Here is a 20932-nt window from a genome sequence, read left to right as displayed (position 1 = left end):
CGTCCGGACGCGCCCACGCCCGGACGGGCCCCGGCTCAGCGCACCTTTCTGGCGCTGAACTGCATGCGCGGCGTGGCGTAGAACTCCTGGGCCTGCACCAGTTGGAGCTCCCGCTCGCCGGACCGGTAGGTGGTCTCGATCAGGTCGAAGACGCTGGAGGCGGTGCGCTCCAGCGACACCGCCGCGTCCCTGGTCGCCACGTAGTGGGCGGTGAACAGGGCGGCCGTGACGTCACCCGACCCGTTCGCCTTGAACGGCAGGTGCGGGGTGCTCACCAGCCACGCGCCGGCCTCGTCCACCACCAGCATCTCGATCGTGGCCTCCGCCCGGTCGGGACGCTCCACGCTGGTGACCAGCACCGTCGAAGGACCCATGGCCCGGGCCAGGTCGGCCGAGGCCAGGGTCGACTCGATGCTCGCCGGCTCGGTGCCGGTCAGGAACCCGAGCTCGAACTGGTTCGGGGTGATGATGTCGGCCACCGGCACGACCCGGTCGCGCAGCAGGACGGGGATCTCGGGCGCCACGAAACATCCGGACTTGGCGTTGCCCATGACCGGGTCGCACGCGTAGAGCGCCGCGGGGTTCGCCGCCTTCACCCGCCGCACGGCGTCGATGATGACGTCGCCGATGCCCACCCCGCCCTGGTATCCGGACAACACCGCGTCGATCTGCGGGAACACTCCCCGCTCCTGCACGCCGAGCAGGATCTCGGCCACGTCCGCGGGCGGGATGAGCGGGCCCCGCCAGGCGCCGTAGCCGGTGTGGTTGGAGAAGTTCACCGTGGGGATGGGGACGACCTCGACACCGATGCGCTGCAGCGGGAAGACGGCAGCGGAGTTCCCGACATGGCCGTGGGCGACCACCGACTGGATGGACAGAACCTTCATCGCCCCAGCCTAGATACCCGCGCCCGGGGCGGGTGGAACACCGGCGGCCGAGGTGCGGCCGGCGAACCGGCCCCGGCTCCCTTCGACGTTTCGCCAACGCCGCGTGGTCCGGTCCCGGGGCCGGTGAAAGTCGGGACCCTCGTCGAGGGCGGAACGACCCGGCCGGGCACACCTGCCGGGAGACACTGATGGCCGTGACCGCGCAACAGAACACCCTGCGTACGTGGCTTCTGCAGGGGATCAGCGACCGGGCCGCCCGGCACGAGGGGCCGCACGCGCAGACCGGCGGGGACGAGAAGCCGCACCCGTGGTGGAAGGTGATGTGTCTGACCGGTGTGGACTACTTCTCCACGCTCGGTTACCAGCCTGGCATCGCGGCGCTCGCCGCCGGTGTGCTGTCGCCCCTGGCCACGCTGGTGCTGGTGCTCGTGACGCTGCTGGGCGCGCTGCCGGTGTACCGGCGGGTGGCCGCGGACAGCCCGCACGGCGAGGGCTCGATCGCGATGCTCGTACGCCTGCTGTCGTTCTGGAAGGGCAAGCTGTTCGTCCTGGTGCTGCTCGGGTTCGCGGCCACCGACTTCATCATCACGATCACCCTGTCCGCGGCGGACGCGACAGCGCACATCCACGAGAACCCGTACCTGCCCGGTGCGCTGCACGGCCACCAGGCGCTGATCACCCTGTTCCTGGTCGCGCTGCTCGGCGCAGTGTTCCTGAAGGGCTTCACCGAGGCGATCGGCATCGCGGTCGCCCTGGTCGCGGTGTACCTGGGCCTGAACGTGGTGGTGGTCGGCGACGCCCTCGGGGAGGTGATCTCGCATCCACACGCGGTGACCGACTGGACCGGCGCGATGACCGCCGCGCACGGCAGCCCCCTGGCGATGGCCGGGGTCGCGCTGGTGGTCTTCCCGAAGCTGGCCCTGGGCCTGTCCGGGTTCGAGACCGGGGTCGCGGTCATGCCACACATCAAGGGTGACCTGGAGCAGCGGATCCGGGGCGGCAAGCGGCTGCTGACCACCGCGGCCGGCATCATGAGCATCTTCCTGATCACCAGCAGCGTCGCCACCACGGTGCTGATTCCGCAGCGCGAGTTCGAGGCGGGCGGGCAGGCCAACGGGCGGGCCCTGGCCTACCTGGCACACCAGAACCTGGGCAGCGTGTTCGGCAGCGTCTACGACATCTCGACGATCGCGATCCTCTGGTTCGCCGGGGCGTCGGCGATGGCGGGGCTGCTCAACCTCGTACCCCGCTATCTGCCGAAGTTCGGGATGGCGCCGAGCTGGGCCCGGGCCGTGCGCCCGCTGGTCCTGGTCTTCACCGGCACCGCGTTCCTGATCACCTGGATCTTCGACGCGAACGTCGACGCGCAGGGTGGCGCGTACGCGACAGGCGTGCTGGTGCTGATCACCTCCGCCGCGACCGCTGTGACGCTGTCCGCCCACCATCATCGACAGCGGCGCCGCACCGCCGCGTTCGCCGTGATCACCGCCGTCTTCGTCTACACCACGGTCGCCAACGTCATCGAGCGCCCGGACGGCGTGAAGATCGCCGCCTGCTTCATCGGAGCGATTCTCGTCGTGTCGCTGCTCTCCCGGATCTTCCGGGCCTTCGAGCTGCGGGTCACCAGCATCGAGGCCGACCCGATGGCCGAGGGTTATCTCAAGGAGCTGGGCAAACGGCAGATCCGGCTGATCGCCAACGAGCCGGACCGCCGGGACGCGCACGAGTACTCCGCCAAGATGGCGCAGATCATCGCGGACAACGACCTGACCGATCCGGCCGACGTGCTGTTCGTCGAGGTCACCGTCCGGGACGCCTCGGACTTCGAGACCGAGCTGCACGTGCGTGGCGAGGTCCTGCACCACCGCTACCGGGTGCTCACCGTGGAGGGCTCCTCGGTGCCCAGCGCTCTGGCCGCCCTGCTGCTGTGGATGCGCGACACCACGCACCGGCGGCCGCACATCTACTTCGAGTGGACCGAGGGCAACCCGGTGGCGAACTTCGCCCGCTACCTGATCTTCGGCCAGGGCGAGGTGGCCCCGGTGACCCGCGAGATGATCCGCCGGGCCGAGCCGGAGCGCGGCCGCCGGCCGCACGTGCACGTCGGCTGAGCCGGTCGCCGGCGTGCCCGTACGCCGTGCGGCCGCCCTCGTGGGCGGCGCCGGTCCCGCCCGGGGCCGTCCACCGCCCGGTGCAGGGCGAGGACGTCGTCCGGCGCATCGAGTTCCCGGCCTGGCCGGGCCGCACTCTGGCCCGGCCGGATCGGGCGAATACTCCGATCACCGGCGGGTAACCGCGTCCGGCCGACGGGAGGAGGACCGGGATGACCGACGATTTCACCATCGGGGTCGAGGAGGAGTACCACCTCGTCGGCACCGACACGTTCGCGCTGTGCGGCGACGCCGAGATGGTGGAGGCGGCCCGCGCGGTGCCGGGCGTGGACGCCGAGATCGGCACCGCCCAGCTCGAGGTGGCCACGCCGGTCTGCACCGGCCTGGCCGGGATCCGGTCGCATCTGGTCGGGCTGCGCGTGGCGGCCTCCGCCGCGATCGGGCGCAACGGCTGCCGGCTGCTCGCCGCCGGCACCCACCCGTTCGGGTCCTGGCGGCAGCAGCGGATGACACCCCGGCCCCGCTACGTGGCGTTGCTGGAACGCTGGGGTGTGCTGGCGCTGCAGCTGAACATCAGCGGCTGCCACGTGCACGTCGGCGTCCCCGACCCGGACCTGCGCGCGGCCGTCTCCGACCACTGCCGGCCCTGGCTGCCCGCCCTGCTCGCGCTGACCGCCAGCTCGCCCTTCTGGGAAGGGGTCGACACCGGCTACGCCAGCTACCGCAGCCAGTGGTACGCCCGCTGGCCGATCGCCGGGCCGCCGCCGGTGCTCGGCGACGACGCCGGGTTCCGCCGGCACGTCGAGCGGCTGCTCTCGGTCGGGGTGATCGACGACGCCAGCCACCTGTACTGGGACGTGCGGCCGTCGGTCCGCTACCCGGCCCTGGAGTTCCGGGTCGCCGACGTGTGCCCACTGGTCGACGACGCCATCCTGCACGCCGGCCTGGTGCGGGGGCTGGTCCGTACCATGGCCGGGCGGGCCGCCAGCGGCACGCCCGCGCCGGACCTGCCGGACGAGGTGGCCCGGGCCGCCCGCTGGCGGGCCGCCCGGTACGGCCTGGACGAGTGCCTCTGGCACCCGCTGTCCGGCATCCTGCGGCCGGCGGCCGAGGTGGTCGGCGCCCTGCTCGACACCGTCGCCGCCGACCTGCGCGAGCACTGCGAGTACGACGAGCTGGCCGCCCTGCTCGCCACCACCCTGCAGCGTGGCACGTCGGCGAGCCGACAGCGGATGACGATGTTCACCAGCGGCGACCTGACCGAGGTCGCCCGGGTCGTCGCCGAGGAGACCACCTGGCACGTCGCCCCGGCCGGCAGGACGTAGATCGCGGAGCAGACGAACCTGCTGGCACTCAACGCGACCATCGCCGACCACCTGCGCGACACGATCGCCCGATTCCGGGTGTGACGCCGTTCGCCTCGTCCCCTACCGCGGCGCCGGATGGGAGGACCGGCTCTCCTCGCGGAGCGGCGGCAGCTCACCCGGTCCGGACACCGCAGCCGGCCCGGCCGCGGCCGTGACCCGGTCCCGGCCGCCGTGCTTGGACCGGTAGAGCGCCTCGTCGGCACGGGCGACCAGCTGCTCGGGGATCTCCGCGCGGTCCCAGACGGCGACACCGGCGGAGAACGTCTGCCCGTGCGGGGTCACGGCGCGCATCCTCTCCAGCACGGCGAGCGCCGTTTCCTGGGACTGTCCGGCCAGCAGGACGCCGAACTCCTCACCGCCGTAGCGGGCCAGCAGGTCGCCCTCGCGCAACTGGTCGCGCCAGGCGGCCGAGACCTCTTTGAGCAGGCGGTCGCCGGCCGGGTGCCCGAGGGTGTCGTTGAAGCGCTTGAAATGATCGAGGTCCAGCAGCGCCACCGCGACCGGCTCGCCGCTGCGCAGCGCCTTGGCCATCTCCCGGCTCAGCTCCAGGTCCCAGGCACGCCGATTGGGCACCCCGGTGAGCGCGTCGTTGTGGGCCAGCGCCCGCAGCTGGGCGGCCTGGTCCTGGACCCGCGAGATCAGCCCCGCCATCCGTATCAGCACCAGCAGGAACAACGTGACCGAGCTGAGCACGATCGCCACCCAATCGATGCCGGCCGGGTCGGTCAGGCCCTGCACGGCCAGCACCACCGGCGCCAGCAGGGACGCCACCGCCAGCAGTGAGAGCCGCCCACGGGTGAATCGTTCCGCCTGGTCCGGTGCGACCTCGGAGAGCGCCCGCATCGACGGGTGCAGCGCCGCCGCGCCCCACAGCAGGTACATGGCCAGCCAGCCGGCATCGAGGATCCCGTCGGTGTAGACGGTGAACATGTTGACCACCGCGTAGCCGATGTCGCTGACCAGCTGAGCGCCGGTCGCCGCGATCAGCAGCCGGTAGCTGGCCGTGCGGGCGCCGGGCGTGGTGATCAGCCGCACCAGCATGATCAGCAGGAGCAGGTCCCCGGCCGGGTAGGCCAGGGAGACCAGCCGGGCCAGCACACCGAGCGAGTCGTCCTGCGTGATCGGGCGCATCAGGAACGACCAGGACAGCAACCCGAGACTGGTCGACACGATCGCCGCGTCGACAAGCCCGGCCCGGTCCCGGCCGGAGATCCTCCCCTTGATCATCCGGAACGCGCCGATCGCGAACATCGGATAGGCCAGCAGGTACGGCACGTCCGCCGGGGCCGGGAACGTCAGCCAGTGCCACGCGAAATACTGCAGGTCGAAGGTGACGTCACCGACCGCCCACATGGCCAGCGCCGCGGCGAACCAGTACCACAACCCGGGCCGGCGCGGCCGGTTGCGGCGGACACCGGCTACGACGGCGGCCGCCGAGGCGAACCCGAAGACGTCGTAGAGCGCCCACGACTGCGGACTGTCCGACAGCAGCGCCAGATAGACGGCGCCGACCACAGCGCCGCACAGCAGCCACCACTGCCAGAGCGGGCGACCCCGGAGAAGACTCATGAACGCGACCATCGGCAGCCGGCCCGGCGACCTGACCAGAACCGCCGCCGGCCCACCGGCGTCGACGGGTCCGCCTTGATCTGGTGGACCGGCTCGTCCCGGCCGGACCCGGCCCCGAGCCCGGCCGTCCAGGTGGCTACCCGAGGAGTGCCAGCCGGCTGATCCGCTATCCGCCTCGGCCGCCGGGTTTCCCCGACTCGTAAGAATCCGCGCCGCGAAGAGGCTCTACGGTCTGTCTCATGAAGAGACTCGTACTCTCGATGGTCGCGGTGGCGTGTGCTCTGGCGGCCTGCGGGCGCGGGAGCGAACCGCCGGAGGCCGCCGCTCCCCCACCGGCCGCGGCGACCACCTCGGGCACCACCGCGGCCACGGCGGCCAGTGCGGCGCCGGCCCCGCAGACCCCCGGGGTGCTCCGATTCACCGGCACGACCCTGGACGGCACCGCGTTCGACGGCGCCACCCTGGCCGGCAAGCCCGCCGTCTTCTGGTTCTGGGCGCCCTGGTGCCCCAAATGCCAGGCCGAGGGCCCCGCCGTCGCGACGATCGCAGAGCGGTACCGCGGCCGCGTCACCGTCGTCGGCGTCGCCGGCCTCGACCCCAGCACCGAGAAGATGAACCAGTTCGTCGAGCGCACCGGCACCTCGGAACTGCCGCAGCTCAACGACACCAACGGCGCCCTCTACAAGCATTTTCGGGTCACCAGCCAGTCGTCGTACCTGTTCATCGACCCGGCCGGCGGCACCGAGTCCGCCACCGGCCCTCTCGACGAGGACGAGCTGTCCGCGCTGATCGAACAGCACCTGCTCTAGATGGACGATCTCGCCTTCGCCCTCGCCGCCGGCCTGATCGCCGCGTTCAACCCGTGCGGCTTCGCGCTGCTCCCGTCGTTCCTGCTGCTGCTCGTGTCCGGGCCCGGCGGAGTCCTGCGCGCGATGCGGCTCTCGGCCGCCATGACCACCGGATTCGTCACCGTCTTCGGCATCGCGGGCCTGCTCATCGGCGTGGTCACCGCCCCCATCCAGCAGCACCTGCCCTGGCTCACCATGGTCATCGGCGCCGGCCTGGTCCTGCTCGGCGGCTGGCTGTTGGCCGGCCGCGAACTGCAGATGCCGTTCCCCCGGCTCAACGCCGGCGGCCCCACCGGCTCACTGCTGGGCCTGTACGGCTACGGCGCCTCCTACGCGGTCGCGTCGCTGTCCTGCACCATCGCCCCGTTCCTGGCCGTCACCGGACTGGTCTCCGGCAGCGGGGACGTGCTCGGGGGCGTGGGCGCCTTCCTCGCGTACGGGATCGGCATGGGTCTCGTCGTCGGCCTGCTCGCCCTGCTGGTCGCGCTCGCCCAGGACACCGTCGTACGCCGTACCCGCGCGGTGCTGCCCTACGTCTCCCGGACCAGCGGCGCACTCCTGCTGCTCGCCGGCGCCTACGTCGCCTACTACGGCTGGTACGAGCTGCGTGTCAACGCCGGTGGCGACGCCGACGACCCGCTCGTCGGCGAAGTCGCCGAACTGCCCGGCCACATCTCGAACCGCCTCGACGCCGTCGGCGCCGGCTGGATCGCCGCGGCGTTCGCACTGACCGCCGCGGCCGCCCTGCTGCTCCGGGCCAGGCGCGCCAGGACCAACGGCGAACCGCTCCAGCGCCAGGACGAGGAGATCGGGCCGGACACCGGCACCTCCCGGTGATGCCGGCAAAGGTACCCGCCCGACGAGCCGTCCCGCGCCCGCCGCACCGCCGCCGCTGCTCAGGCCGGCACGCCGCCGTTGGGCGCGACCGTAGCGGCCGGCCGCGCCGTGATGCGACGTCGCCGGCTGGGCAGTCCGAGGGTCGGGTGGGTCACGCCCCAGGCGGCGCCCTTGCAGACCAGCTCCTTGTAGGCGGCGGCGAGCCGGCCGGTCAGGGCCGCCGGCACGGCGCGGTCGTCGGCGGTGACGTACTGGACGAGACCTTCCCGGCGGCCCAGCGAGACACACTGGTTGAAGTACCGCAGCGGTACGGTGGGCAGCTTCCCGCCGGTCAGCCGGGCGGCGATGGCGTCGGCCGCCTGCCACGCCATCGGCGTGCCCGACGCGCACGACATGCGCAGCGGCTTGTTCCCCGCGCCCATCGCGAACGCGGCGTCACCGACGGCGTAGACATCCGGATGCGACACCGAGCGCATGGTCCCGTCGACGACGATCTGACCGGTGCCGGCGAGTTCCAGCGAGGTCTGCCGCGCTGTCGGGGAGGCCACGAACCCCGCCGTCCAGAGGGTGACCGCGGCCGGGATCGTCGTGCCGCCCGCACAGTCGACGTGATCGGCGGTGACGCCGGTGACTGTGGTGTTCTCGTACACGGTGATCCCGAGAGTGTCGCAGACCTTGCGCAGGTGACGGCGGCCCTTGGGGGAAAGCCGGTCCCCGAGCCACCCACCGGTGGCCAGCGCGACGTCGAGGGCGGGGTGCGACTCGGCGATCTCGGTCGCGGCCTCGATGCCGGTGAGGCCGCCGCCGACGACCACGACGCGCTCGCCCGCCCCGAGACGGGCCAGGCGCTCGCGTAGCCGCAACGCGCCGGGGCGCCCGGCGATGTCGTAAGCGTGCTGACCCGCCCCGGGAACGCTCGCGCTGCCCGCTCCGCTACCCAGTGCGTACACCAGCGTGTCGTAGCCGAGTTCGCGCGTGCCGTCCGGTCCGGTCACCACGGCGGTGCGGCGGTCGGTGTCGACGCCGGTGACGCGTGCGATCACCACGGTGACGCCGGTGCCGGCGAACATGTCCCGCAGCGGCCGGGCCTTGAGGTCCTGGCCGGTGGCCAACTGGTGCAGGCGGATCCGCTCGACGAAGTCCGGCTCGGCGTTGACCAGGGAGATGGCCACGTCGGCGGGACACAGCCGCTTGGCGAGCCGGCCGGCGACGACGGCCCCGGCGTACCCGGCGCCGAGGACGACGATGCGATGCTGCATGTGCGTGCTCCTGTCTCTCACGGTTCGCCCCTTGAACCGGGCAGCCCGCCGATTGCTGACAGGGCCGTGATGTGAAGCACCTCACACGGGGTCAGAACCCTTCGAGCAGCGGTTGCCCGTGATCGCGGGCCGCGAACTGCTCGGTCGCCCGTCGCAGCTTGTCCGGGTTGGCCTGGGCGCGGATCGCGGCGATGCCGTCGGCGGTCACCTGCAGGCACATCACGCCGATGACCCGGCCGTCCACCACCGCCACCACCGCCGGATCGCCGTTCGCGGTCCACGCGTAGATCTCGGTGGCGCCGCCGGTGAGGGCACGCTTGGCGGGGGAAGGTTTGAACAGCCCCCGGATGAACCGGGCGACGGCGGTCGCGCCCTCGAACGCCTTGGTGCGGGCCGGCACCTTCCCGCCGCCGTCACCGATCGAGATCGCGTCCGCGGTGAGCAGCGCGACAAGCGAATCGGTCCGGCCGCTGGCGGCCGCGGCCAGAAACGCCTCGACCACCCGCCGGGCGGCGCCCTCGTCGATCTCGGTGCGCACCTTGGCGCCCGCGATGTGCTTCTTGGCGCGGTGCAGAAGCTGCTGGCAGGCCGCTTCGCTGAGATCGAGGACCTCGGCGAGTTCCCGATGCGAATAGCCGAACGCCGCACGCAGCACGTACACCGCCCGCTCGGGCGGGGACAGGCGCTCCATCAAGGCCAGCACCGCGTACGACAGTGACTCGCGCTGCTCCGCGGTCTCCGCCGGTCCGAGCATCGGGTCGCCGGCCAGCAAAGGCTCGGGCAGCCACTGCCCCACGTAGGTCTCACGCCGGGCGCGCGCCGAGGCGAGTTGGTTGAGGCACAGATTGGTCAGCACCTTGGTCAGCCACGCCTCGGGCACCTCGATGCGCTCCACCTCCGCGGCCTGCCAGCGCAGGAACGTCTCCTGGACGGCGTCCTCGGCCTCGGCGGCGGACCCGAGCAGCCGGTACGCGATGGCCTCCAGACGAGGCCGGAAAGCCACAAAACGCGCGACGTCGGCGGCGCCCAGGGACATGCCCCGATCCTAGCGAGCGAGCCGTCGCACATGACGATGTCGGTGGCCCCGGCCGAACTGGTCAGCGCGGTCCGGGTGGTCGCCGCCGGCGAGGCGCCGCTGTCACCGCGCGCCACCCGGGGGTTGCTCAACCGCTTCCTTCACCAGATCCGCCCGCCCGCGGCCCGCCGGCCGCCTGCCCTGGAACGGGTCACCGGGCGGGAGACCGAGATCCTCGTGCTGGTCGCGCACGGCCTGTCCAACGACGACATAGCCCGGCCGCTGCACCTCTCGCCACTGACGGTCAAGACCCACGTCAACCGCACGATGATCAAGTTGACTGCGCGGGATGGGGCGCAATTGGTCGTCATCGCTTATCAGAACGATCTGATCAGAGCGACGGACGTGCTGCCGCAATGAGGTGCGCGCGGGTCCGGTGACGGTCCACATGAGAACGGTCAAGGTCTCCAGCGCAGCGCTCAGGACGGTATTGTCCAGCCGGATCGGCGGCGAGCAGACCACGAGAACGGCAAGAATAAACTGCTGCCGCGACTTCGGCGACGTCGGAGGGGAGGCGCGGTCATGAACACCTTCGGATATCGGTCAGCAAGGCCGGACAGTGGACCATAAACAGGCTCAGGACGACTGTCAAGCTCAGATTTCTGGTCAGAGCCATTGCGTCCGAACAGATTTTGTGCCCTATCCAGGGTTAGATCTTCTGCCGCCGAGGGCTTGCTATTCACGGGAATTCATGGCTTCCGCGGGGTTGCGGCGGAGCGGGTTTCATGCCCGGTGCGGACCACCGCGCCGCGACCTGCGACACCACGGCCGAACCGCGACAGTGGGTCCTGGACGGTGCGAGCCGAGTCCACCGGGATCGCACTGTGACCAGGACCACTACAAGATCCTGACCTCCTCCACAGCGGACCTGGGCCGCGCCGTGATCGCCCTGCTCCCGCCGACCACAACCATGATCATCAATGACGCCGGCCACGCCGGGCAGGACTGGACGGTCCCGACAAAACCGTGCGATGCTCCCCTTCGGGGTCGAACCCCTGAGATGGTCAGTATCAGAAATCGGGGATCACTGGTGGGCAGGGTAAACGATAGGTTGGCGTGGCAACCTAGTGGGACCGGCGGACATCCAATACCTGATATACGCAACCGACCGCCTTTCACGACGGCCAGACAATCTCCGTCGCGCACCGAGATGGCGGCGCCCGCCGACACGCTCGATCCCGATCTCCAGGTCGTGCTGGTAATTCCCGACGACATTCGTCGATACAGTGTCGAGGGAATGTTTCGCTCGCTCGACCTCCCGGTGACGGCACAATTCGTCACGGATATCGGCGATCTTTCGGCGCTCTGCGACGCCCAACTGGTTATCTCCTCCAGCAATGCGCTCGAGCCCGTCTGCGACAAGATCGCGGACAAGCTGCGCGCCCACAACCTGCATGTACTGATCCTGGTGGATTCCGGCGACAGTGTGGAGCCGTCCTGGATCGATCACGCGAACGGTTTCCTGGACTGGGCGGATCTGCGCCCCGAGACCCTGCGCGAAGCGATCCTCGACGTGGAGGCCGGGCGATTCCACGTGTCGGCGACCGTGGCGCGCCGATCGGTGACGGCGCCGGACCGGGCCGGCGACGACGCCTCGCAGCGCGCCTCGATGGTCGCCCTGACGGCACGCGAACAGCAGGTGCTGCGCTTGATCGCCGAGGGGCAGAGCAACCGGCAGGTCGCCCGATCGCTGAGCATCTCCGAACACGGCGTCAAACGAGTGGTGGGCATCATTCTGGCCAAGCTCAACTGCCCCAACCGGACCCTCGCCGTGGTCCGTGCGATCGAGCTCGGGCTCCTCACCGTCTGAGACGCTCGCCGCCCGCACACGCTCCTCCGGGTGCGCATCTCTGAGATTCGACGGCCGAGACATCAACGGGCGCCCAGTGAGTCGAGCCAGTGGCGCAGACGCGCGGCGGTCGCCGGCGCCTGGTTCTCGATGATCGAGAAGTGATCCGCCTCGACGTGGTCGGCCGGGCCACCGTGCTGCCAGCCGGGGACCGGGTCGGCGTCGCCGAAGCCGCTCAGCGCCGTGGTGGCCCGCAGGTTCAACGTCGGCGCGGCGATCGGCTCGGCCGCGCGCTCGGGATAGATCCGCACGTAGCCGCCCATGGCGACCAGGCCGTGGTCGTCGACGGGGGTCAGGGCGTTGTCCCGGGACAGGATCTGCCCCAGCGCGTCGGTGAGCACCCGACGGTTGAGCTCCTGGTCCTCCGGGGCGTAGGTGTCGATCATCGCAACGCCCGCGAGCTCGCCGCCGCCGTCCTCGATCCGCCGGGCGACCGCGTGAGCGATCGCACCGCCCGCCGAATAGCCGACGAGCGCCACCGGGCCGCGCTCCAGCTCCGACGCGACGGCCGCGGCGAGGCTCTCGATCGCCGCCGCCCAGGTCGCCGGTAGATCCTCCCCCGCCCGCAGACCCGGCAGCCGCAACGCGCTGAACTGCCACTTGCCGCCGAGCTCGCGGGCAAGGCGGGCGAACTGGTGCGGGCCCGATCCCGCCAGGAACGAGGGGATGCCGATCAGCGCCGGTGCGGCGACGCCGCGCGCCAGCAGCTGCACCGGCGGGCGCCGGGTCGCGGCCTCGCCAGCGGGATATGTGGTCGCCAACGCCGAGCCCGCGATCAGCAGGGGCAGCGCCCCGGCCAGCTCGCCGCGGCGGTGCGCCGCCGCGACCAGGTCGGTGATCGTGCCGCGCACGCCGGCAGGTGCCGGCTCGACCCCGCCGATGCCGGCTTCCTCGATCCGTGCCCGCACCAGTTTCGCCAGGTCGGCGGCGGTCGGGTGGTCGAAGACCAGTGTCGGCGGCAACGTCAGCCCGGTCAGCCGGGCGAGCCGGTTGCGGAACTCGACGGCGCCCAGGGAGTCGAAGCCGAGCTCGGTGAACGGCACGTCCGGGACGATCGCGTCGCCGGAGCGGTGGCCGAGCACCGCCGCGGCGACATCGCGCACCTCGCGCAGGATCACACCGTCGCGCTCGGCGTCGGGCAGCGCGGCCACCCGCCGTGCCAGGCTGACCTCGGCACCGGCGGCGGCCGGGGGAACCCGGACCAGGCTGCGCAGCACCGCAGGCGGGGCGCCGCCGTGCGCCAGGGCGGTGAGCGCCGCCGGGTCGAGCAGCGCCGTCACCGGTGTCGCCCGATCCGTCGCGAGCGCGTTGTCGAACAGCGCCATCCCGGCTTCCGGGTCGATCGGAATCAGGCCCAGCCGCGTCCGGATCTGACGGGCGTACTGCCCCGCGTCGTCGCCGGCGAGGACCCCGGCCATGCCGACGGTCCACAGTCCCCAGGCCAGGGAGTGTGCGGGCAGTCCCGCGCCGCGCCGCACCCGGGCCAGCGCGTCCAGCATGCTGTTCGCGGCGGCGTAGTTGCCCTGGCCCTGCCCGCCGAGCAGCGGCGCCGCCGACGAGAACAGGACGAACGCCGACAGGTCCAGGTCACGGGTCAGCTCGTGCAGGTGCAGTGCGGCGTCGACCTTCGGCGCCAGCACCCGTGTCGTCCGCGCGGCCGTGAGGGTGTCGAGCGTGCCGTCGTCCAGGACACCCGCCGCGTGGACGACTGCGGTCAGCGGGGCGTCGGCCTCGACGCCGGCCAGCAGCGCCCGGACCTCGGTGCGGTCGGCGACGTCGCAGGCCACGACGCGGACCTCGGCGCCGAGGCCGGTCAGCTCGGCGACCAGGTCGGCGGCGCCGTCCGCGGCGGCACCGCGCCGCGATGCCAGCAGCAGCCGTCGTGCGCCGCGCGCCGCGACCAGGTGCCGGGCGACGATCGCGCCGATGCCGCCGGTGCCGCCGGTGATGAGCACCGTGCCGTGGCCGAACGACGGCGGCTCACCCGGCTCGGCAGCGGGCACCGGCTGCAGGCGGGGTGCCAGGAGCCGGCCGTCGCGAACCGCCACGTGTGGTTCGTCCCGGGCCACGGCATCGGCGAGCACCTTGATCGGCAGGGCGTCGCCGTCGTGGTCGACGAGCAGGAACCGGCCCGGGTGCTCGGACTGGGCGCTGCGCACCAGGCCCGCCACCGCGGCTCCGACCAGATCGGGGCTCTCGCCCGGCAGGCCTGCGGCCGTGCGTGTCATGATCGCCAGCCGGCCGGGGTGTCCGGCGCCGATCCAACCCTGCAGCAGCGTGAGCGCGGTCAGCACGCCGGCGTGGACGTCCGCCGCGCCGCCACCGGTTTCGCGGGGCGCCGACCAGACCACCGTGTCCGGAGCATCCGGCAGCGCGGCGAGCTCCGTGAGGTCGGCACAGCAGGCCGGGGGTTCCGGGGTCGCGAGGGCCGCCGGCTCGCCGAGCACGACGACGCGTCCGGCGTCCGCCCCGGACACGGCGGGCAGGGCCACCCATTCGAGGTCGAACAGCGGCGCGGCGCCGCGCAGCCGGGCCAGCGCCTGCGGCTCGATCGGGTGGACGCGCACCGACTCCATGCTCAGCACGGGGATACCGGCCGCGTCGACCGCGTCCACGCGCAGGGTGTCCGGCGCGGTGCGAACAACGCGGACTCGCAGCGCATCCGCGCCGGGTCGGGTCAGCTGAACGCCGTCGAAGGCCAGAGGCAGGCGCACCCCGTCGGGAAGGAGGCCGGCGGCGGCGTGGAAGACCGCGTCCAGCAGGGCCGGATGCATCCCGAAGGCGGTGGCGCGCGCCGCGGAGCCGGTGTCCAGCGCCAGGTCGGCGAAGACTTGCTCACCACGCGACCACATGGCGCGAACACCCTGGAACGCCGGACCGTGCCCGAAGCCGCGCTCGCCGAGCTCGCGATACATCTGCCGGCCGTCCACCGGGTCGCCGGCCAACGGGGGCCACACCTGGGACCAGTCGGCCGCCGCGGCCGGCGCGGCGAGCGTGAGCAGGCCGCGGGCGTGCGCCGTCCAGGCGCCGGCGGCGCGGGCGTGGACAACCACGGTCCGGTTGCCGTCGGCGTCGGGTTCGCCCACGGCGAGCTGGATGTCGGCGCCGCCGTCGGCCGGTAGCACCAGCGGCGCCGCGATCACCAGCTCCGCCAGGCGCGAGACACCGAGTCGGGCACCGGCGGCCAGGGCCAGCTCCACGAATCCGGTAGCCGGCAGCACCACCGTGCCGAAGACGGCGTGGTCGGCGAGCCAAGGGTGTGCGCGCAGCGACAGCCGGCCGGTGAACAGCCACTCGTCCTTGCCGGCGACCTGCACCTGGGCGTGCAACAGCGGATGGTCGACCGCGTCGGCGCCGGCGAGCGGCGCGGTGGCCTCCGCGGGCCGCAGCCAGAAGCGTTCGTGCTGGAAGGGATAGGTCGGCAGGGTGATCCGCGCCTGCGGCCGCGCTCCGAGATACTCCGCCCACCTCACCGGCCGGCCCGCGCAGTGCGCGGTCGCCAGCGCGGCGACCAGCTGCTCCGGCTCGGCGACCGTACGCCGGGACGCCGCGACCACCACCGCGCCGGCAGCGGGCTCCGTCGCCAGGGCGGCGCGGGTCATCGCCGTCAGCACCGCGTCCGGACCCAGCTCGACGAAGAGGCGCACCCCCGAGTCGAGCAGCGACCGCACCGCCGGGGCGAAGCGCACCGCCTCGCGCGCCTGCCGCACCCAGTACTCGGGCGTATCCACCGCGTCGGCGGCGAGCGCGCCGGAGACCGTGGAGCACAGGGGGATGCGCGGCTGGTGATAGGTCAGGCCCGCGGCGATCCGCGCGAACTCGGTCAGCATCGGATCCATCAAGGCGGAGTGGAACGCGTGGCTCACCCGCAGCCGGCTCGTCCTGACGCCCGCGGTCACCAGCGTCGACTCGATCGCCGACACCGCCTCGTCGTCCCCGGAGAAGACCACCGCGTCGGGAGCGTTCACGGCCGCCAGCGAAACCGTCCCCGCCTCGAGCAACGCGACGGCCCGCTCCTCCGGCACCGCGGCGGCCAGCATCGCTCCCCCGGCCGGCAGCGCACCCATCAACCGGCCCCGGGCCGCCACCAGCCGGCACGCGTCCGGCAACGACCACACACCGGCCACATAGGCCGCCGCCAGCTCACCGATCGAGTGCCCCACCACCACGTCCGGTGTCACGCCGAACGACTCCAGCAGGCGGTACAGCGCCACCTCGAACGCGAACAACGCGGGCTGGGTGAACTCGGTGCGGTCCAGCAGAGTCCCGGCGACCGCGCCGAACATGACGTCGCGCAGCGAACGCCCGAGGTACGCGTCGAACTGCGCGCACACCTCGTCGAGCGCGGCCGCGAACGCCGGGAACGCCCGGTACAGCTCGGCGCCCATCCCGCTGCGCTGCGCGCCCTGGCCGGTGAACAGGAACGCCGTCGTACCGGCCTGGTCGGCGCCGCCGGCCACGCCCGCTCCCGGCTCGTCGGCCGCCACCCGGGCCAGGCCCGCCAGCAGAGCCTCCCGGTCCGCGCCGACGACGGCGGCGCGCCGCTCGAGGCGGGCACGGTGCAGCGCCAGCGTCGTCGCGACGTCGGTCAGGTCGAGCTCGGGACGTTCGCGCAGCACGTCGTGCAGGCGGCGCGCCTGTTCCCGCAGCGCGGTGGTCGTCCGCGCGGACAGCAGCAGCGGCAGGGCCGCGGGCCGCGGTGGCTCGGCCGGCCGCGGCGCGACCGCGGGCGCCTCCTCGAGGATCACGTGTGCGTTGGTTCCGCTGATCCCGAACGACGACACTCCCGCCCGGCGCGGACGCTCACCCGCGGGCCACGGCTCGGCCTCGGTCAGGATCCGTACGGCGCCCGCCGACCACTGCACGTGTGGCGACGGCGCGTCGACGTGCAGGGTGGGCGGCAGTGTCTCGTGCCGCAGCGCCTGCACCATTTTGATCACACCGCCGACGCCGGCGGCCGCCTGGGTGTGCCCGATGTTCGACTTCAGCGACCCGATCCGTACCGGCTCGGCGCGGTCCTGCCCGTACGCGTTGACGAGCGCCTGCGCCTCGATCGGGTCACCCAGCGTCGTGCCGGTGCCGTGCGCCTCCACCGCGTCGACGTCGGCCGCGGCCACCCCGGCGTTGGCCAGCGCCTGGGCGATCACCCGCTCCTGGGACGGACCGTTCGGCGCGGTCAGGCCGTTGCTGGCGCCGTCCTGATTGATGGCGCTGCCGCGGATCACGGCGAGCACCGGCCGCCCGTTGCGCCGGGCGTCGGACAACCGCTCGAGCGCGAGCAGGCCGACGCCCTCGGCCCACGCGACGCCGTCCGCGGCACTCGAGAACGCCTTGCAGCGCCCGTCCGGTGACAGCGCCCGCTGCCGGGAGAACTCCAGGAACAGCATCGGGGTCGACATGACCGTCACCCCGCCGGCCAGGGCCAGCGACGTCTCCCCGGCGCGCAGCGCCTGCACCGCCAGGTGCAGGGCCACCAGCGACGACGAACAGGCCGTGTCCACGGTAACCGCGGGGCCTTCCAGCCCAAGGGCGTAGGACACCCGGCCGGAGACCACGCTGCCGCCCGACCCGGTCGCCAGATAGCCGTCGGCGGCACCGTCGGCGGCGTCGCGCGCCAGATAGCCGTAGTCCTGGTACATCACGCCCGCGTACACCCCGGTATCGCTGCCCCGCAGCGAGGTCGGGTCCACGCCGGCGTCTTCGAGCGCTTCCCAGGACGCCTCGAGCAGCAACCGCTGCTGCGGGTCCATCGCCGCCGCCTCGCGGGGTCCGATGCCGAAGAAGGCGGCGTCGAAGTCGCCGGCGGCGTCCAGGAACCCGCCCTCCCGGGTGTAGATCTTGCCGGGCCGGCCGGGTTCCGCGTCGTACAGCTGGTCGGGGTTCCAGCCGCGGTCGTCCGGGATCGGGCTGATCGCGTCGACGCGCCCGGCGATCAGCTCCCAGAGCTGCTCGGGGTTCTCGACGCCGCCGGGATACCGGCAGCTCATGCCGACGATCGCGATCGGCTCGTCGGCCGTCGCCCGGGCCCGGACCGGGGCGGGACGCGATGGCGCGGAACCGTCGACCCGGGTGCGCAGGAAGCCCGCGACAGCGGCCGGGGTCGGATAGTCGAACACCAGCGTGGACGGCAGCTGAACACCGGTGACGGCGGTGACCCGGTTGCGGAACTCGACGGCGCCGAGCGAGTCGAGACCCAGGTCGGCGAAGGGCGTCCCGGGGTCGATCGCCTCGGCCGACTCGTGCCCGAGCACCGCGGCGGCGATGACGCGGACCTCACCGCGGATCAGCGCCTCCCACTGCTCCGCGGGGGCGTCGAGCAGCCGCTGACGCAACGGGCCGTCGGCGACCCGGGCGCGCGACGGCACCTGGATCAGGCCGCGCAACACCGCGGGCAGCGTGCCGAGCCGACCCAGCGCGGTGAGGGCGGGCGTGTCGAGCAGCGCGGTCATCAGCATTGGTTCGCCGCTGTTCAGGGCGCTGTCGAACAGCTGCATGCCGGCGTCCGGCTCGATCGGGGACAGGCCGAGACGCGTACGGATCCGGCGCGCCAGATGCTCGCCGCCCGCGTCGTTCAACGCCTCGGCCATGCCGCGCTTCCACAGGCCCCAGGCCAGCGAATGAGCGGGCAGACCGGCGCTGCGGCGCGCTCGGGCGAGCGCGTCCAGCGCCGCGTTCGCCGCCGCGTAGTTGCCCTGGCCCTGCCCGCCGAGCAGCGGCCCGGCCGAGGAGAACAGCACGAACGCCGAGAGGTTCAGGTCGCGGGTGAGCTCGTGCAGGTGCCAGGCGGCGTCGACCTTCGGGGCGAGCACCCGGTCCACCTGCTCGGCGGTCAGCGTTTCGACGGTGCCGTCGTCGGACACCCCCGCGGTGTGCACGACAGCGGTCAGCGGTTCGTGCGCCGGCACGGACCCCAGCAGTTCGGCGACGGCGGCGCGATCGCTGACATCGCAGGCCGCGACGCGTACGCCGGCGCCCAGCTCGGTCAGCTCGGCGACCAGTTCCGCGACCCCGGGCGCGGCGCAGCCGCGACGCGAGGCGAGCAGCAGCCGGCGCACCCCGTGCCGGGTGACCAGGTGGCGTGCGGTGACGGCGCCCAGCCCGCCGGCGCCGCCGGTGATCAGGACCGTGCCGCCGCCGAAGGGCTCGCCGGCCGGTTCGGCCGTGGCCGCCGCCGTACGCATCAGCCGCGGTGCCAGCAGGACGCCGTCGCGGATCGCGAGCTGCGGTTCGTCCGTGGCGGCCGCGGCGGCGATCCACCGCCGCAGGTCCGCCCGGTCGTCGTCGACATCGACCTGCACGATGCGCCCCGGATGTTCCGACTGCGCGCTGCGGACCAGGCCGCGGACGGCCGCCGCCGCGAGATCCGGCGTCTCACCGGGCAGGCCGGCTCCGTTGCGGGTCAGCACGATCAGCGTCGAGCCGGCCGGGTTCGGTTCGGCGAGCCAGTCGCGCAGCACCGCGAGGGCGTCGTGCACGGCGGTGCGGACAGCGGACGGGACGTCGTCGGCGCCGCCCGCCGCGGCCTCGGGCGACCAGACGACGGCCGCGCCCGAAGGATCCGCGACATCCCGGACCATCTCGGCGCAACCGGCGACGGGGCGGCCCAGTGCGAGCAGGTGCCGGTCCGGCACCACCGCCGGTGTCGGCACCGGCGTCCAGTCGAACGCGTAGATCGGGCTGCGGGCACCGGCGAGGGCGCGCGCGTCCGCGGGGCGGGCGAGCACGGCGTCGATCGACAGCACCGCGGCGCCGGTGGCGTCGCAGGCGTCGACGCGTACCTTCAAGGGACCCGAGCGGACGATGCGGGCCCGGACCGCGGTGGCGCCGGGCCGGAACACCCGGACGCCGCCGAAGGAGAACGGAAGCGGCAGCCGGCCGTCGGGCAGGCCGGCGGCGAGCCCGTCGATGGCGGCGTGGAACGTCGCGTCCAGCAGCGCCGGATGTATCGTGAAGCCGGCCGTCGTCTCGGCCAGGGCCACCTCGGCGAACACGTCGTCACCGCTGGTCCACGCGGCGCGCACGTCCTGGAAGGCCGGGCCGTAGCCGAATCCGAGATCGGCGAGCCGGTCGTAGAGAAGCTTTCCGTCGATCGGGGTGGCGCCGGCCGGTGGCCATGCGGGGTCGGTCCAGTCCGGCGTCACGCCGTCGGCGGGCGCCAGGGTGCCGGTGGCGTGCAGCGTCCAGTCCGGCTCGCCCGGAGGGCGGGAGTGGATGGAGAGACACCGGCGTCCGGTGTGGTCGGGCTCGGTCACCGAGATCTGCACGTCCACGGCAGCGGCGCCGTCGAACAGCAGCGGCGTCTCCAGGACGAGCTCGTCCACGACGGGCAGGTCCAGGCGGCCGCCCACGGCCAAGGCGAGATCGACGAACCCCGTGCCGGGCAGCAGCACCGTGCCGAAGGCGGTGTGGTCGGCGATCCACGGCTGGTCGGTGGTGGAGAGTCTGCCGCTGAACAGCCATTCGTCGCGACCGGCGAGCGGCGCGGCGACGCGCAGCAGCGGATGGTCCAGCGCGGCGAGTCCGGCGCGGCCCAGGTCACCGAGCGCACGGTCGTCGGGGCGCACCCAGTGACGCCGGCGCTGGAAGGCGTAGAAGGGCAGGTCGAGCTGGGCCACCGGTCGTCCCGGCGACAGCGTGGCCCAGTCGACGGCGATCCCCGAGCAGTGGGCGGCGGCGAGCAACCGCAGGAACTGGCCGGCCTCGTCGAGGTTGCGCCGCGCCGCCGCCGCGACCAGCGAACGGGAAGCCTCCTCCTCGGTCAGAGTCTGGCGGGTCAGCGCCGTCAGCACCGCGTCCGGACCCACCTCGACGAACCGGCGCACACCGGCGTCGGCGAGCGACCGCACCGCCGGGGCGAACCGTACGGCCTCGCGCACCTGCCGCACCCAGTACCGCGGCGTCAGCAGCTCGGGGCCGATCGGCGCGCCGGAGACCGTGGAGCACACGCCGATCCTCGGCGCCTGGTACGTCACCGACGCGGCGACCCGCTCGTACTCAGCGAGCATCGGCTCCATCATCGCCGAGTGGAAGGCGTGCGAAACGGTCAGGCGGGTCGTCTTGACGCCCTCGTCCGCCAGCCGCTGCTCCAGGGCGTCGATCGCCGCGGTCCCGCCCGAGAACACCGTCGCCG

Annotated in this window: 11 protein-coding genes; 6 read left to right on the top strand and 5 right to left on the bottom strand. The window is 73.0% G+C overall.

The genetic code is table 11. The features are described from left to right. Positions 1–35: 35 nt before the first annotated feature. Positions 36–887: a pyridoxal kinase PdxY gene (gene pdxY / locus Asi03nite_RS21625; protein ID WP_203682248.1), complete on the bottom strand. Its 852-nt coding sequence runs from the start codon at positions 885–887 to the stop codon at positions 36–38. A gap of 188 nt (positions 888–1075) precedes the next feature. Between pdxY and Asi03nite_RS21620 the strand changes: the two genes are divergently transcribed. Together Asi03nite_RS21620 and Asi03nite_RS21615 are read left to right on the top strand one after the other, a co-directional pair. After that, entirely contained in the window at positions 1076–2998 is a 1923-nt protein-coding gene (locus Asi03nite_RS21620; protein ID WP_203682247.1) for an APC family permease, read from the top strand. A 212-nt stretch (positions 2999–3210) separates the two neighbouring features. Then, complete coding sequence (locus Asi03nite_RS21615) at positions 3211–4323, top strand: carboxylate-amine ligase (RefSeq protein WP_203682246.1); 1113 nt, start codon at positions 3211–3213, stop codon at positions 4321–4323. A 102-nt stretch (positions 4324–4425) separates the two neighbouring features. Here the strand turns inward: Asi03nite_RS21615 and Asi03nite_RS21610 are convergent, their stop codons facing one another. Beyond that, complete coding sequence (locus Asi03nite_RS21610) at positions 4426–5934, bottom strand: GGDEF domain-containing protein (protein WP_203682245.1); 1509 nt, start codon at positions 5932–5934, stop codon at positions 4426–4428. A gap of 239 nt (positions 5935–6173) precedes the next feature. Here Asi03nite_RS21610 and Asi03nite_RS21605 point away from each other — a divergent pair, with 239 nt between their 5' ends. Beyond that, positions 6174–6743 carry a redoxin domain-containing protein gene (locus Asi03nite_RS21605; RefSeq protein ID WP_203682244.1) on the top strand — a complete coding sequence of 190 codons (570 nt, stop codon included), beginning with the start codon at positions 6174–6176 and terminating at the stop codon, positions 6741–6743. Then, positions 6744–7619, top strand: a complete 876-nt coding sequence (locus Asi03nite_RS21600) for a cytochrome c biogenesis CcdA family protein (RefSeq protein WP_203682243.1) — start codon at positions 6744–6746, stop codon at positions 7617–7619. 59 nt (positions 7620–7678) lie between these two features. Here the strand turns inward: Asi03nite_RS21600 and Asi03nite_RS21595 are convergent, their stop codons facing one another. Continuing rightward, complete coding sequence (locus tag Asi03nite_RS21595) at positions 7679–8878, bottom strand: NAD(P)/FAD-dependent oxidoreductase (protein WP_203682242.1); 1200 nt, start codon at positions 8876–8878, stop codon at positions 7679–7681. Between the two features lie 91 nt (positions 8879–8969). After that, complete coding sequence (locus tag Asi03nite_RS21590; protein ID WP_203682241.1) at positions 8970–9914, bottom strand: RNA polymerase sigma-70 factor; 945 nt, start codon at positions 9912–9914, stop codon at positions 8970–8972. 30 nt (positions 9915–9944) lie between these two features. Between Asi03nite_RS21590 and Asi03nite_RS21585 the strand changes: the two genes are divergently transcribed. Then, entirely contained in the window at positions 9945–10313 is a 369-nt protein-coding gene (locus Asi03nite_RS21585) for a response regulator transcription factor (protein WP_203682240.1), read from the top strand. Between the two features lie 790 nt (positions 10314–11103). Next, positions 11104–11763 (top strand): response regulator transcription factor, encoded by a 660-nt coding sequence (locus Asi03nite_RS21580; protein WP_203682239.1) that lies wholly within the window; start codon positions 11104–11106, stop codon positions 11761–11763. A 62-nt stretch (positions 11764–11825) separates the two neighbouring features. Here Asi03nite_RS21580 and Asi03nite_RS21575 read toward each other — a convergent pair whose 3' ends face one another. Next, positions 11826–20924: a type I polyketide synthase gene (locus Asi03nite_RS21575; protein ID WP_239102832.1), complete on the bottom strand. Its 9099-nt coding sequence runs from the start codon at positions 20922–20924 to the stop codon at positions 11826–11828. Between the last annotated feature and the right edge of the window lie 8 nt (positions 20925–20932).

Source organism: Actinoplanes siamensis, assembly GCF_016862395.1.
GTDB lineage: Bacteria > Actinomycetota > Actinomycetes > Mycobacteriales > Micromonosporaceae > Actinoplanes > Actinoplanes siamensis.
The sequence above is the reverse complement of the archived record's forward strand: the minus strand, read 5'-3'. Positions and strand labels throughout refer to the sequence as shown.

Excerpts from the sequence above, each read along its gene's own strand:
- Asi03nite_RS21590 (WP_203682241.1), bottom strand. The coding sequence starts at position 9,914 with ATGTCCCTGGGCGCCGCCGACGTCGCGCGTTTTGTGGCTTTCCGGCCT.
- Asi03nite_RS21620 (WP_203682247.1), top strand. The coding sequence starts at position 1,076 with ATGGCCGTGACCGCGCAACAGAACACCCTGCGTACGTGGCTTCTGCAG.
- Asi03nite_RS21580 (WP_203682239.1), top strand. The coding sequence starts at position 11,104 with ATGGCGGCGCCCGCCGACACGCTCGATCCCGATCTCCAGGTCGTGCTG.
- Asi03nite_RS21595 (WP_203682242.1), bottom strand. The coding sequence starts at position 8,878 with ATGCAGCATCGCATCGTCGTCCTCGGCGCCGGGTACGCCGGGGCCGTC.
- Asi03nite_RS21585 (WP_203682240.1), top strand. The coding sequence starts at position 9,945 with ATGACGATGTCGGTGGCCCCGGCCGAACTGGTCAGCGCGGTCCGGGTG.
- Asi03nite_RS21615 (WP_203682246.1), top strand. The coding sequence starts at position 3,211 with ATGACCGACGATTTCACCATCGGGGTCGAGGAGGAGTACCACCTCGTC.
- Asi03nite_RS21610 (WP_203682245.1), bottom strand. The coding sequence starts at position 5,934 with ATGAGTCTTCTCCGGGGTCGCCCGCTCTGGCAGTGGTGGCTGCTGTGC.
- Asi03nite_RS21605 (WP_203682244.1), top strand. The coding sequence starts at position 6,174 with ATGAAGAGACTCGTACTCTCGATGGTCGCGGTGGCGTGTGCTCTGGCG.
- pdxY (WP_203682248.1), bottom strand. The coding sequence starts at position 887 with ATGAAGGTTCTGTCCATCCAGTCGGTGGTCGCCCACGGCCATGTCGGG.
- Asi03nite_RS21600 (WP_203682243.1), top strand. The coding sequence starts at position 6,744 with ATGGACGATCTCGCCTTCGCCCTCGCCGCCGGCCTGATCGCCGCGTTC.